The organism is Aureisphaera sp., assembly GCF_059726885.1.
This window is the reverse complement of sequence record NZ_AP041051.1, coordinates 2,148,047-2,162,491: the sequence shown is the minus strand read 5'-3', so window position 1 is coordinate 2,162,491 and position 14,445 is coordinate 2,148,047. Positions and strand designations below refer to the sequence as shown.

The following is a 14,445-nucleotide window of genomic DNA, read 5'->3' as shown; positions in this document are numbered from 1 at the left end:
TAGTTTTAACATTTGTGACGAAATTAACGCAATCCGGGGAACGCCACATTAACTTTGTAATAATACCAAAAATTTTGACAACAGGGACACTTAAAAATAGGTTATTAGCGCAACGCATTTATCTAATTCTAGCAGCATTGTTTATTTGCTCCTTGGTGGTCTCGAACCTAATTTTCCAAAAGTTCTTTTACTGGGACTTTTTTGGTTTGTACACATTCGAGATATCCGTTGGCATACTTCCTTACCCAATTACCTTTCTTATAACGGACATTATTAGTGAAGTCTACGGTAAAAAGAAAGCCAACCAAGTGGTAACTGCTGGAATATTTGCCTCGTTCTTTTCGCTTATCATTGTGTACGTAGCCAATGCGGTACCTGCAACCGACTGGAGCCCAATTGGCGACACCCTTTTTACCAAAGTATTCGGTGCCACTGTTATTGCGGTTTTTGCTTCCATGATGGCCTATCTTTTAGCACAATATATTGATATCCAAATATTTCATTTTTGGAAGCGTTTAACCAAAGGAAAGCATTTATGGCTTCGCAACAATTTCTCAACGTTCACCTCACAGTTTGTAGATACGTTTACGGTATTGTTTTTGCTCTGCAGCTTTGGTGAAATTGATTGGGCCCTTTTTGGAAGTTTGTTGCTAAGTGGTTTCCTTTTTAAAGTATTGGTTGCCGCTTTTGACACGCCGTTTTTGTACGCATCTGTATTCGCCCTGCGCACCAAATTGGGATTGAAAGATGCGGAAGAATTCCAATTCGAAGAAATTGAGACAACAACACATACCTAACGAAATAAAAAATGAAAAAAATTGTAAAAATCATCGGTATTGTCCTCGGACTACTACTGATATTCCTCTTAACCGCCCCATTTCTTTTTAAAGGTTCCATTGAAAAATTACTGAAAAAGAACCTGAACGAAAACCTAACCGCACAAGTGGAATGGAAATCCTTGGACCTTAGCTTGTTCAGCAATTTCCCAAACGCCGCGGTAGTTATTGAAGACTTTAGTGTGGTGAACGCAGCACCTTTTGAAGGCGACACCTTAGCAAGTGGGAAACGATTGGCACTGGACATGGGTCTTACACAACTATTTAAAAGTTCTGATAAACCCATTCAGGTTAATGGCCTGGAATTGGAAGAGGCCCTCATAAACATTCAGGTAGACTCTTTGGGCAATGCCAATTACGATATTGGAAAGAAATCGGATACTACCCCGTCCGAAGGTTCCGAAGAAAGCTCCAATAGTGGGTTTTCATTCAACTTGGAACATTATGAAATAAACAACTCACGTATTAACTACCACGATGCCAAAGCAGGGACTTTCTTGACACTGGAAGAATTCACCCATGAAGGCAACGGAGACCTTTCGGCAGCCACCTCCACTTTGGTCACCAACACCAATACCTTGGCAAGTTTCGCACAAGGGGACACCCAATACTTAAGTAACCACACCCTTGCCTTGGATGCCACTTTTCAGTTGGATCTTGAGAATCAGAAATACAGTTTCTTGGAAAATGAGGCCAGGATCAATGAATTACCACTCACCTTCGAAGGATATGTTCAGATACTGGAGGATGGCAGCGATATAGATCTCTCCTTTAAGACGCCCTCTTCAGATTTTAAAAACTTTTTGGCGGTGATTCCGAAAAAATATGTGCAGAATCTCGATGGGGTTTCGACTACTGGAAATTTTAGTGTAAATGGTATGGTGAAGGGTATTGCAAATGACCAATATATTCCCAAAATGGATATTTTGGTCTCCAGCGATAATGCTTCTTTTAAATATCCAGATTTACCCAAAGCGGTCCGTAATATTTCGATTAATGCACAATTGAAAAATGAAACAGGTTTGGTGCCGGACACCTATCTTACCATAGGTAACCTAACTTTTAAAATAGATGATGAACTCTTTAGAGCCAGTGGCAGCATAAAAAACCTTACCGAAAATGCCCTCGTACAGTTGGCACTGAAAGGCACCTTGAATTTGGCAAACATAGAACAGGTGCTTCCCATGGAATTGGAACAAGATCTTACTGGTGTCTTTAAGGCAGATGTAAACACCCGATTTGATATGCGCTCCTTAGAAACGGAACAATACCAAAATATTAACACCACCGGAACAGCTTCGCTCACAGATTTCACCTATCAAGATCCCTATTTCACACACGATATTGAGATTAACGAAGCTAATGTAAAAATGACCCCAGGGAATATTACATTGAATAAGCTCAGTGCAAAAAGTGGGGAAACAGATATTGCGGCTACAGGAAACATACAAAACCTAATCCCTTGGATCATGGCCAAGCAGGATTTAAAAGGAGATTTCAATGTACAATCGAACACATTTAATGTAAGCGATTTCATGGGAACAGATTCTGAGGAAAACGAAACAGCTCAAAATGAGTCTGCGGGAGACGATACTGCGGCAAAAGCAAATATTGAATCCATTAAAATTCCAGACTTCTTGGATGCCACTCTCAATTTCAACGCAAAAAAAGTGAAGTACGATAATTTGGAGCTTCAGAATACCAGTGGTTCGGTAACCATTAGTGATGAAACGGCATCCCTAAAAAATGTAAGCTCCAATGCATTTGGTGGTGATGTAGCCTTATCAGGAGATGTAAATACCAAAGGTGAGGTACCATCCTTCAGTATGAATTTAGACCTTCAGAAAATAGACATTGACGAGTCTTTCGGCAAACTTGCTCTCTTAAAATATATTGCCCCTATTGCCCAAGCCCTAGATGGCAATATGAACACGACCATAAATTTAAAAGGACAGTTAAACAACGACCTAACACCCAATCTAAAGACTATAGCGGGTAGTGCCTTAGCTCAGGTGATTACCGCACAGGTGGATGCCCAAAAAACACCTTTGCTTTCAAAATTGGGAGAACAGGTTTCCTTCCTTAACCTAGATAAGTTGAGTTTGCAAAATATAAGCACAGCCCTAGACTTCAGTGAAGGAAGGATTATTGTAAAGCCCTTCGATTTTCAAGTCGAGGATGTCCAAATTACCGCAGGGGGCAATCATGGTCTGGACAAAAGCATGAACTATGATTTGACCATGGAGGTCCCGGCTAAATACCTTGGCGGTGAAGTAAACAATCTTTTGGCCAAATTAGACCCTTCTGAAGCACAGAACACCAAAGTTTCCCTTCCCATTGGTATTGGTGGATCCTTTACAAACCCTTCGGTGTCTGTTGATACAAAAGGTGCCGTAAGTACCTTAACCCAACGCTTAATTGAAAAGCAAAAGGAGGAACTCACGAACAAAGGAACCGACATTCTAAAGGACATTTTAGGTGGTGGTACGAAAGATGACGAGGATGCAAGTGGAAGCTCCAACGAAAACACTACACAAGAACAGACCACAGAGGTAGTTAAAGATATTCTTGGGGGTATCTTCGGAAAAAAGAAAAAAAAGAAAGATTCTACCAAACAGGGCAATTGACTTTGTAAGTTTCCATCATACATTCCCACTAAGCTTGCATGATTATTGGGTATAGCATCATTGGATTGATTATGGCAGCTCTTGGTGGAGCAGCACCGGGCGCCTCCAATCTCGCGGTTATAAAAACCACTACAAAGGACTCCTTCGAAAAAGGAATGCAGATAGCAATTGGAGCTGGACTCGGTGAAATGATGTTGGCCTTCATGGCATTGTGCTATAGTTCCTTCTTGTCTAATTTCTTTCAAATGAACACTTGGATTCAAGTGAGCTTTATGGTATTGTTCCTTATCGCCGGGATGGTGTTTTTAATGAATGGCAAAATTGCTTGGCCAAAGAAGCCGAAAAAACCCATTCAGGTATCCAATTCTAAACTTGCCACAGGTTTTGCCTTAAGTGTACTTAACCCTCCCGTATTACTGTTTTGGATATTGGGCATTTCGATCACCCAAAAGCACCTTATCCCCTTGAGCGATATGAGTCCCATTAGTGTACTCACCTTATTCTTTTTAGGAGTTTTCCTGGGTAAGATTGCCATTCTATACCTCTATGCAAAACTGGGAAAGGAATGGGGACGAAAAGAGAAATCCGATCCCACAAAACTCAATAGAATGATTGGCATTGTGCTTATTGTTTTAGCCTCCGTTCAAGGAATTCGTTTTCTTATTCAATAGGAATACAAATGTCCACAATACATTTGTTTTCGGGATGCTCTCGATAATCATTGTAATACAACTCGAAAGGCGGCATGTTCTTTACCTTATATCCCTGTTCATTTACCCAAACAAACATAGACACCCAAGCTTGCTCAAATTCATGCAATTGCAATTGAAAAGATCCAACGGCACATTTTTCAGGTTGGTGATGCAAGTAATGAATTCCCTGCTCTTCTTTCATGGGCTCAGGAACAAGGATTCCTATGTTTACCCTTATTTTTTGAGGTGCAGTAACCTTAGCGCTATCTAGGTACATACTTGTCATTACCAGATCTGGAGTATTCATGAGCCCTTTGGGGCCAGCCCACTTCATGATTTTTTGATATCCTTCACTTTGCGTCATTAGACCCACATGGGCAATATACATGATGTGTTTTGGGGGCATTCCTTTAATTTCAATCGTAGCATTCATTTTCAAGAATTTTAAAATGGTTTCAATGTTACGAAAGTAGGGTTCGAATGCTGTGAGGGGTGTACCATTCTTGCTTTCAAGTATACGGATCTTGCTATATTTTGAAGGCGCCTCTTTTCTGAATTCTGAAGGGGAAAGCCCGAAATGCTTCTTGAATGCCCTTGCAAATGCACTGGGCTGCGAATATCCAAACCTTTCAGACACCTCAACAATTGGAGTATTGGGCTCGTTCAACAAACGTGCAGCACAATGCTCTAAGCGTCTTCTGGAAATATAGGCGTTTAGGGGCTCCCCTGTCACCGCTCGAAAAACCCGGTGAAAGTGAAAAGGGGTATAATAAGCCGCTTTGGCCACCTGATTAAGGTGTAACGGTTCCCCTATGTGATCTTCAATAAATAAGAAGGCTTTGGAGATGCGATGCCACTGTTCTTCTCCTATAGAATTCATTTAATTTACGCTTACCTGCACTTTATACCCTTCGTTGGCTCGGACATTGAAAACCGTATCGTCTTCAAAAATGAGGTATTGGCCTTTTATGCCTTTTAGCGTTCCTGTATAATCGGGTGTTTTATCGAGGTTTAAACTTTTGGGCTTTTCCGGATACCCTTTTACAGGGAACTCTAAATGGGTTTCCCCATTACGATCCAGAAAGTAGTCTGAAGTTTCCTCAGGAATAAACCCTTTAAGCTTGGATCGCCATTCGATTAGATCTACATCTTCAATTTCATTTTTAAGCATTTTGCGCCAATTCGTCTTGTCGCTTACATGTTCCTTCAGGGCAACCTCTGTAATACCTGCCAAGTACCTATTGGGCACTTCCACTATTTCGATGGCCTCATGTGCTCCCTGATCTATCCATCTTGTGGGAACCTGACTCTTACGTGTAACACCTACCTTTACATTGCTGCTGTTGGCCAAATACACAATGTGGGGTTGTAATTGCACCTTCTTTTCATATTCCAGATCACGGTCTTCCTGCCCTAAATGTGCCTTGCTCAATTCTGGGCGCATGATCCAATCTGCAGCCTGCGGAATTTCATAAAAACAATCATAACAGAAGCCTTGCCTAAAAATCTTTTTATCCAATCTACAGTTTAGACACTCAAACCCGGTAAGGCGTATGGTCACCTTTTTATTGAGCAATTGATTCATATTTAGAAAATCATTCTCAAACACTAGATAATACTGAATAGGACTCCCAATCTCAGTCCGCATTTTAGTAAGGACACCTTCGTAGCTCATTCTTTTAAAATTGTTATTTTTACCTTGTAAAGATAGGTCAAAAACATGCCAATTCCGCTAGTAAATTCTATTGCCTCTTGGTTTCTGAAAAAGCGCTTTCATCAGATCGAACTTTTCTTAAAGTACCCTATCGAGGTACAGGAGGAATTGCTACAATCCTTATTGCAACAGGCGAAGACTACAGAATACGGCAAGAAATATGATTTCTCTTCGATACATTCCTACAGGGAATTTTCGGAACGCGTTCCTGTGAGTCAATACGAGGATATTGAGGCCGATATTGAGCGTTCCCGTCGCGGGGAAACCAATATCTTCTGGCCCAAAGCCATAAAATGGTTCGCCAAATCCAGCGGAACGACCAATGCCAAAAGTAAATTTATCCCCGTTAGCGAGGAATCCTTGGAAAATTGTCACTATGCTGCAAGTAAAGACCTTTTGTGCATGTACCTTAATAATAACCCAGACGCACAACTTTTCGTTGGAAAAGGACTGAGGTTGGGAGGAAGTAAAGAACTCTACAAGGAAAACGGAACTGCTTTTGGTGACCTTTCGGCCATACTAATCGACAATATGCCCTTTTGGGCAGAATTTAGCAGTACTCCCAGTAGCGAGATTTCCTTAATGGCAGATTGGGAAACCAAAATGCAAGCGATAGTCGATGAAACCATTCGGGAAAATGTAACCAGTTTGGCGGGGGTGCCTTCTTGGATGCTGGTATTATTAAACAATGTATTAGAAACTACGGGCAAGGATCACATTTTTGAGATTTGGCCCAATCTGGAAGTATATTTCCATGGAGGTGTGAGTTTCGACCCCTATATAGATCAATACAATAAGCTGTTCCCAAGGGAAGATTTTCGGTACTATGAAATCTACAATGCTTCCGAGGGTTTCTTTGCCATTCAGGATAGAAATGCCAACAAGGAATTACTGCTTATGCTTGATTATGGAATATTCTACGAATTCATTCCTATGGATTCCTACGGAACACCCAAGGAAAAGATCATTCCTTTATCCGAGGTGGAAGTTGGGAAGAACTATGCCATCGTTATTACGACCAATGCGGGATTGTGGCGTTATAAGATTGGGGATACCGTTCGTTTTACCTCGGTACATCCATATCGCATTAAGGTGACTGGAAGAACCAAACATCACATCAACGCATTTGGAGAGGAACTCATTATTGAAAATGCAGAATCCGCTTTAAAGAAAACCATGCAACTTACCCATTCCGAGATCGTGGATTATACGGCAGCACCCATTTTTATGCATGGCAAGGAAAAAGGTGCCCATGAATGGATTATAGAGTTTAAAACACCGCCTAAGGATGTTTCTGAATTCACGAGTTTATTGGATCGTTCCCTACAGGAGGTAAATAGTGATTACGAAGCGAAACGCTTTAATAATACAACACTTAATGCTCCTACCATTCATTGTGCCCGTGAACGCCTTTTTTATGATTGGCTTAAAGAGAAAGACAAATTGGGAGGGCAGCACAAAGTCCCACGACTCTCCAACACCCGTGACTATTTAGAAGAGCTTCTCCACCTAAATAAATAACGGCTCTCCATATTGCAATCGATTAAACGCAAATAATTTCGATCAAAATCCAGCTTTAAATCGATGATAATAAACACTTTATCGAGTTGCTGTTTTTTTTATGCACTTTAACGAATTTTCCTACGACTTCAACTAAAAGATTTGGTAGTATTTTTCTTACTCAATACGTTTGACATATCAAATTACAATTGGGGCTGTAATGAAAACAATAAGAAGTATCGTAATAATCTGTGTATTGATGGTAGTAGCTTCGAGCTCACTTACCTCTTGTGCCACTCAGATGAAAGTAAATAACGAAGAATCTGTAGCGGGTTATACGTTAAAAAATAAGAAGGAGTTAATGCAACAAAAGATTACCAACAGGAAATCGAAAACAGTATTGACTACTCCTTAATCACAATAATTATTTAGGTTAAGTTTAAGTGAAAAAAGCCTCTAGATCTTAAGATCGAAGAGGCTTTTTTTTATGCTTTAAATTCTTGAAAGCTTTTAGGAAACCGCTTTCAATTTCTTTATCGTGGATTTATTCAGTTTCTCTTCAGCATATTCTTGAGTCACGTGTAATTTCTTATCGGCTGTACTTGGCAATTCGTACATGGCATCGGTAAGGACTGCTTCACACAAAGATCGCAATCCTCTTGCTCCCAATTTATACTCAATGGCCTGAGTAACGATAAAGTCTAATGCTTCTTCGGTAATCACGAAATCTATCTCGTCCATCTCAAACAGTTTTTTATACTGTTTAATTATGGCATTCTTCGGCTCCGTAAGGATGGCTCGTAGTGTGCCTTTATCCAAAGGATTCATATAGGTAAGTACGGGAAGCCTTCCGATGATCTCAGGGATAAGTCCAAAATCCTTTAGGTCTTTCGGAATGATGTATTTCAATAAATTATCACGCTCACGGGTATCATCACTTTTGGAAGCACTAAAACCAACCGCCTGCATATTGAGACGCTTAGAAATATGTCGTTCTATTCCGTCGAAAGCACCACCTGCTATGAAGAGGATATTTTCGGTATTCACTTCAATAAACTTCTGGTCGGGATGTTTTCTACCCCCTTTTGGCGGAACATTAACCACGGTTCCTTCCAGTAATTTCAACAAGGCTTGTTGTACGCCCTCTCCACTTACATCACGTGTAATTGAAGGATTGTCGCTCTTACGTGCAATTTTATCGATCTCGTCAATAAACACTATCCCGTTCTGTGCCTTTTCTACATTGTAATCGGCAGCCTGTAGCAGCCTTGTAAGGATACTTTCTACATCTTCCCCTACATAACCCGCTTCTGTTAGTACAGTGGCATCTACAATGGCCAATGGCACGTTAAGCATACGCGCTACGGTTTTAGCCATTAACGTCTTTCCTGTACCTGTTTGCCCAACGATAATGATATTACTTTTTTGAATTTCGATATCGTCATCACTTTTCGGCTGCAACAATCGCTTATAGTGATTATAAACGGCAACAGACATCACTTTTTTCGTGTATTCCTGCCCAATGATGTAGTCATCCAAAAACTCCTTAATGGCTTTTGGTTTTTTCAGCATCATTTCCTTGGTAAGCTCGGTATTGGTAGAGTGCAATGCTTCTTCTACCACTATACCATGGGCTTGCTCTATACAACGATCGCAAATATGGGCGTCTAGCCCAGCTATCAATAAATTGGTTTCGGCTTTTTTACGACCACAAAACGAACATTCTAAATCTTCTTTTGCCATAACCTTACTTTTAGGGAGTCTATCCTCTAGTCAGTATTTCGTCTATCATTCCATATTCCAAGGCCTTGTCTGCCTTCATCCAATAATCACGGTCACTATCTTCGTATACTTTATCGAAGGTCTGACCACTGTGCTTCGCAATAATTTGGTACAATTCATCCTTGAGCGTCAGGATTTCGCGGGCTGTAATCTCTATATCACTGGCCTGACCTTGCGCCCCGCCCAATGGCTGGTGGATCATTACCCTAGAATGTGGCAAGCCACTACGCTTTCCTTTCTGTCCAGCACACAATAAAACAGCGCCCATAGATGCTGCCATTCCAGTACAAATGGTGGCTACATCGGGTTTTATAAATTGCATGGTATCATAAATTCCCAATCCCGCATAGACGCTTCCTCCTGGTGAATTGATATATATCTGAATGTCTTTGGAAGCATCTACACTCTCCAAAAACAACAATTGTGCTTGTACGATATTGGCGACCTGATCATTGATCCCCGTTCCCAAGAAGATGATCCTGTCCATCATTAACCTCGAGAATACATCGAAGATCGCAATATTCATCTGGCGTTCTTCAATAATATTTGGTGTTAAACCTACAGGATACATACTGCTTACGATCTGCTCGTAATAGGTACTGCTTATTCCTTGGTCCTTTATTGCAAAGTCTTTAAACTCTTTTTCGTAGTTCATATAATTCGTATCGATTTTTCTAAAACAAAAAGCGTTGAATGCACCCCATTCAACGCCCTAAAGATAACTATTTTATCGCTCATTTAAGCGTAGGCTTCTTTTATGAATTTGTCGTAGGTAACTTCCTTAGTCTTCAATTTTGCATTTTCCTTAAAAAATTGAAGCATTTTATTTGTATTCAATTGTTCGGACAAACGGCTAACCTCTTCCTGATTACCCATAATGCGCGCTACCACTCCGTCTACTTCTTCTTCCGTCGGATTCATCTGTCCATATTGCGCCATTTGTACCTTGATCATATTAGAAGTATACTCCTTCAACTCTTCGAAAGTAACCTGCAGATTATTCTCCGAACGCAGCTTCCCTTCAATTAATTGGTAACGAAGTCCTTTTTCACTTCTTTCGAATTCTGCCTTGGCTTCTTCTTCGCTCAATTCCTTTTCCCCTGAAACCTTGATCCATCGTGTCAGAAAATCGGCAGGTAGATCGAACTTTGTGTTCTCAATCAACGAGTCTACCACATCATTCAATAATTTCTGATCGCTTTGCTGAACGAATTGACGCTCTGCATCTTCCTTGATCTTTTCCTTAAGTTCCTCTTCGGAAGAGACCACGCCTTCACCAAATAATTTGTCGAACAACTCTTGGTTAAGCTCGGCCAATTCGCGCGTGTTCACCTCTTCGATCTTTAAGGTTACTTCAATATCCAAACCATGGGCATCATCGTGGGAAACCCCAAGGTATCTCTGGTTGTCGTGATCATCCTTAAACAATCCCTTTGTCTTCAATACGACTTCATCTCCTACTTTAGCACCCACCAAGGCATTCAGTTGTTTCTTTCCTTTGATGGCATCTGTATCTAAGGTTGTCTTTTGCTCGATTTCTTTCTCGGAAGAGGTAAACGTCCCGGTGATTTCGTCGTCCTTGGCAACTTCGGTTTTAGCGATTAACTTTCCGTATTGCTTGCGGATGGTTTTCACCTGATTTTCTATCATCTCGTCATCGGCTACCACCTTGTACTGTGTTACCGCCTTTTTCTTTACGTCCACATCGAACTGTGGGGCCAACCCCAATTCGAATTCGAACGAGAAGTCTCCCGCATCCCAATTGATATCGGCTTCATTTTTGGGAAGTGGATTCCCCAAAACATCCAATTTTTCTTCGGTCAAATACTTGTGAAGGTTTTCCTGAAGCAATTTATTCACTTCTTCTACCAATACTGCCTTTCCGTATTGTTTACGAACCATTCCCATGGGCACGTGCCCTTTTCTGAAACCTGGAATGTTGGCACTTTTCCGGTAGTTATTAAGAACGTCATCTACCTTTTTAGCGTAGTCGTCTTTCGAAATTTCCACGGTAACCACCGCGTTTAAGTTATCGATGTCTGTTTTTGTAATATTCATACGTCTTGAAAAATTTTGACCTCTTCTTTTTAGAGGGTGCAAAAGTACAATTTTTCCAAGAAGTCAACAAGCTTTTAAAAACTGAAATTCAAGGGTTTATTTTTCCTTTTCCAGCATGGAGTGAAGAATGGATTGTAGAAAGGAGAGCAATAAACTAAAGATCAGAGCCCAAAGGATACCATCTACAGAGAACCCAGAGATGAAATAATCGGCGAGCAGCACCACGATGGCATTAATTACCAATAAAAACAAGCCCAGGGTAACGATGGTGATGGGAAGGGTAAGTACTACCAATATGGGACGCACGATGGCGCGCAGTATTCCCAATACTACAGCCACAATCAAGGCAGATACATAACTGGCAACGCCCACACCGGGAAGAATATAGGCGAGGATCATCACGGCAACAGCCGTAAGCAATATTTTGAGCAGGGTTTTCATATTATTGAAATTCCCCTCAATATAAGCATTTATTCCTTTATTATTTTAAAAACACCGGAACCCCCTGCCGTAAAAATCTCCACGAACAGGATTCCAGAGGGTAAGGCCGCCATATTTATTCTATACACGGCATCGGCTATCGCTAGTAGCAGACGCCCGGACACATCGTACACCATTATACGCTCTATAGCATTCCCCTTGGTATCGAAATGCAAAAGGTCCCCCACGGGGTTTGGATAGACCGAGAATTCGTTAAAGGCCAGGTCGTCAAGGCCCGCTATGGTACTGTTCCGGTACCATACCACCTTATCCTCCCGCAGCAATGCTCCCAGCACATCGTTATCACTATCCCCATCCAGGTCCGCCGCAAATACCGAACGTATGCCGCCAGCCTCCTTGCCCTCAATCTGCTGTGGTGGGCCAAAGGAACCATTGCCATCCAGGTTTTCGTACCACGAAATATTTCCCTCAAAATCCGAACTACCGGAAACCACGTCCATGTCATTGTCGTTATCCAGGTCCGCTGCGTATAAGGTGCGAACAAAACCGGCACTATTGCTAATAATTTGCTCTGGACCAAAGTTACCCTGTCCATCCAAGTTTTCGTGCCAAGCTACCAAGTCTTGAGCAGGCGTCACAAATAATGCATCCAAGTCATCGTCCCCATCCAGATCTGCCAAAAACACCTCTTCCACACCCGAATCATTATTTGCGATGATGATTTCGCCACTAAATGTTCCCTGTCCGTCCACATTCTCAAACCAAGAAAGTGTCTTCCCAATCCCATTAGCAGAGGTCAAAATATCCATATCGTCATCCCCGTCTATATCACCTACAAATGAATCCCTCCCGGATACGCCTGTGGTTATGATGATTTTGGGCCCAAAGGTGCCCATGCCATCAGTATTCTCAAACCATGCAATGGTGTCATCCTCATCCGAGGTGCAGACAATATCGGCATCCAGATCACCATCGATATCCACGGCCATGGCGGTTTGGACGCCCAAAACCGAATTGGAAACAATAATGGCACTTCCATAGGTTCCTAAACCATCCTGGTTTTCAAGCCATATAAGCTGGTCATTACTGAAAGATGCTATTAGCACATCCATATCAATATCTCCATCCAAATCGATTAGTACCGCTGAAAAAGAACTGCCCAACCCTGTGATAATACTATTTTGAGGCCCAAAACTTCCTGCCCCATCCAAATTTTCGTACCAAACCACTTCATCAAATAAGGGCACCAAAACATCTAAATCAGTATCCCCATCAATATCCCCAGTTCTCACCATTTTTGGAGACTGGGCAAAATCGGCAACGGGCCATGGTCCACTAAATTGCGCCCAAGCCGCGTAGGGTAAAAGCAAAAAAGCCCAAAGGAACACTCGTTTATTCATCTTTATGGGATCTTACTGTTTTAGTACCTTAAAAACACCGGAACCCCCTATCGTAAAAATCTCCACGAACAGGATTCCAGAGGGCAAGGCCGTCATATCTATTCGATCCACGTCATCGGCTATCGCTAGGAGCAGACGGCCGGACACATCGTACACCAATATACGCTCTATAGCATTCCCCTTGGTATCGAAATGCAAAAGGTCCCTCACGGGGTTTGGATAGACCGAGAATTCGTTAAGGGCCAGATCGTCGAGGCCCGCTATGGTACCGTTCCGGTACCACACCACCCTGTCGTCAACCAAAAGCCCGGCCAGGACGTCCATGTCCGAATCCCCATCTATATCTGCCGCATATACCGAACGGGAACCATCGGTTTCGGTTTCGATGGCCTGTGGGGGACCAAAAGTTCCCGCACCATCCAAGTTCTCGTACCAGGCCAGTACCCCGTCATCGAAGTCGCTGCCAATGGACAGGACATCCATATCGTCGTCGTTGTCCAGGTCTGCCGCATAAACCGATCTTGGAAAACCCGCGCTGGTGGAAATGACCTGTTGAGGACCAAAATTCCCCAAACCATCTATGTTTTCAAACCACGAAACCCAACCGTTCACAGGAGTAGCTATTAAAATATCCTTGTCACTATCTCCATCCAAATCAGCACAGTATATCTCCTCAACCCCTGCATTTCCTGTAGTAGTTATCGCATGTTCAACACTAAAGTCACCCATACCATCTATATTTTCAAACCAATAAACAGTAGCATCTGGATTATTAGATGAAAATATAATGTCCATGTCATCGTCTCCATCCAAATCAGTCACAAAAATAGAGCGCCCCAGCGTATTTCCTAGAACCTCCTGTTCTGGTCCAAAATTTCCCAGTCCGTCCAAGTTCTCAAACCAGGCAACTATACTCTCAGTATCCCCAGTGACTACAACATCTAAATCCAAATCCCCATCAATATCCGCCGGGAATGCATCTTGAGCACCAATTAATGTGTTAGTTATAATGTTAGAGTTTCCAAATGTGCCTAAACCATCTTGATTTTCCAACCAGATCACAAGACTATTATCAAAGGAGGTCCCCAGAATATCTAGATCGGTATCACCATCTAAATCAACTAAACGCGCGCTAAGTGTTTGGATCAATCCTGTTGCAACTGAAATAGGAGAACCAAAATCACCGTTTCCATCTAGATTTTCATACCACACAATTTCATCAAACAAGGGTACCAAAACATCCAAATCATCATCCCCATCGATATCACCAGTTCGTACCATTTTTGGCGACTGGGCGAAATCGGCAACGGGCCATGGTCCACTAAATTGCGCCCAAGCCGCGTAGGGTAAAAGCAAAAAGGTTGGAAGGAACCACCGCTTATTCATCTTCATGGA

General features: G+C 42.0%; 13 protein-coding genes. 5 read left to right on the top strand and 8 right to left on the bottom strand.

The features are described from left to right. The first annotated feature begins 74 nt into the window (after nt 1–74). The 3 genes from AC6JAD_RS09310 to AC6JAD_RS09300 are packed head-to-tail and all read left to right on the top strand — an operon-like array spanning nt 75 to nt 4,134. Nucleotides 75–797: a queuosine precursor transporter gene (locus AC6JAD_RS09310; protein WP_461305275.1), complete on the top strand. Its 723-nt coding sequence runs from the start codon at nt 75–77 to the stop codon at nt 795–797. Between the two features lie 11 nt (nt 798–808). Further along, nucleotides 809–3,463, top strand: coding sequence for an AsmA family protein (locus tag AC6JAD_RS09305; protein WP_461305276.1), 2,655 nt, complete (start codon nt 809–811; stop codon nt 3,461–3,463). Nucleotides 3,464–3,501: 38 nt separating this feature from the next. Next, on the top strand, nt 3,502–4,134 hold the full coding sequence (locus AC6JAD_RS09300) for a LysE family transporter (protein ID WP_461305277.1): 633 nt from the start codon (nt 3,502–3,504) through the stop codon (nt 4,132–4,134). Here AC6JAD_RS09300 and AC6JAD_RS09295 read toward each other — a convergent pair. Both AC6JAD_RS09295 and AC6JAD_RS09290 read right to left on the bottom strand, forming a co-directional pair. Continuing rightward, nucleotides 4,124–5,035, bottom strand: coding sequence for an AraC family transcriptional regulator (locus AC6JAD_RS09295; RefSeq protein WP_461305278.1), 912 nt, complete (start codon nt 5,033–5,035; stop codon nt 4,124–4,126). The two genes, AC6JAD_RS09300 and AC6JAD_RS09295, sit on opposite strands and share 11 nt — an antisense overlap. After that, nucleotides 5,036–5,830: a DUF2797 domain-containing protein gene (locus AC6JAD_RS09290; protein ID WP_461305279.1), complete on the bottom strand. Its 795-nt coding sequence runs from the start codon at nt 5,828–5,830 to the stop codon at nt 5,036–5,038. Between the two features lie 45 nt (nt 5,831–5,875). On the opposite strand from AC6JAD_RS09290, the gene AC6JAD_RS09285 reads away from it, so the two are divergent. Both AC6JAD_RS09285 and AC6JAD_RS09280 read left to right on the top strand, forming a co-directional pair. After that, nucleotides 5,876–7,390, top strand: a complete 1,515-nt coding sequence (locus AC6JAD_RS09285; RefSeq protein ID WP_461305280.1) for a GH3 auxin-responsive promoter family protein — start codon at nt 5,876–5,878, stop codon at nt 7,388–7,390. Between the two features lie 199 nt (nt 7,391–7,589). After that, nucleotides 7,590–7,784: a hypothetical protein gene (locus AC6JAD_RS09280; RefSeq protein WP_461305281.1), complete on the top strand. Its 195-nt coding sequence runs from the start codon at nt 7,590–7,592 to the stop codon at nt 7,782–7,784. A gap of 95 nt (nt 7,785–7,879) precedes the next feature. Here AC6JAD_RS09280 and clpX read toward each other — a convergent pair whose 3' ends face one another. From clpX to AC6JAD_RS09250, 6 genes are all read right to left on the bottom strand, one after another. Beyond that, nucleotides 7,880–9,112 (bottom strand): ATP-dependent Clp protease ATP-binding subunit ClpX, encoded by a 1,233-nt coding sequence (gene clpX, locus AC6JAD_RS09275; RefSeq protein ID WP_461305282.1) that lies wholly within the window; start codon nt 9,110–9,112, stop codon nt 7,880–7,882. A 19-nt stretch (nt 9,113–9,131) separates the two neighbouring features. Beyond that, nucleotides 9,132–9,806: an ATP-dependent Clp endopeptidase proteolytic subunit ClpP gene (gene clpP / locus AC6JAD_RS09270; protein ID WP_461305283.1), complete on the bottom strand. Its 675-nt coding sequence runs from the start codon at nt 9,804–9,806 to the stop codon at nt 9,132–9,134. Nucleotides 9,807–9,889: 83 nt separating this feature from the next. Further along, the gene (tig, locus tag AC6JAD_RS09265) at nt 9,890–11,209 is read right to left on the bottom strand and encodes a trigger factor (protein WP_461305284.1); all 1,320 of its coding nucleotides are present in this window, start codon (nt 11,207–11,209) and stop codon (nt 9,890–9,892) included. Nucleotides 11,210–11,305: 96 nt separating this feature from the next. Further along, nucleotides 11,306–11,650, bottom strand: coding sequence for a phage holin family protein (locus AC6JAD_RS09260; RefSeq protein WP_461305285.1), 345 nt, complete (start codon nt 11,648–11,650; stop codon nt 11,306–11,308). Nucleotides 11,651–11,679: 29 nt separating this feature from the next. Beyond that, nucleotides 11,680–13,050, bottom strand: a complete 1,371-nt coding sequence (locus AC6JAD_RS09255; RefSeq protein ID WP_497865331.1) for a T9SS type A sorting domain-containing protein — start codon at nt 13,048–13,050, stop codon at nt 11,680–11,682. Between the two features lie 12 nt (nt 13,051–13,062). After that, entirely contained in the window at nt 13,063–14,442 is a 1,380-nt protein-coding gene (locus AC6JAD_RS09250) for a T9SS type A sorting domain-containing protein (protein ID WP_497865330.1), read from the bottom strand. Between the last annotated feature and the right edge of the window lie 3 nt (nt 14,443–14,445).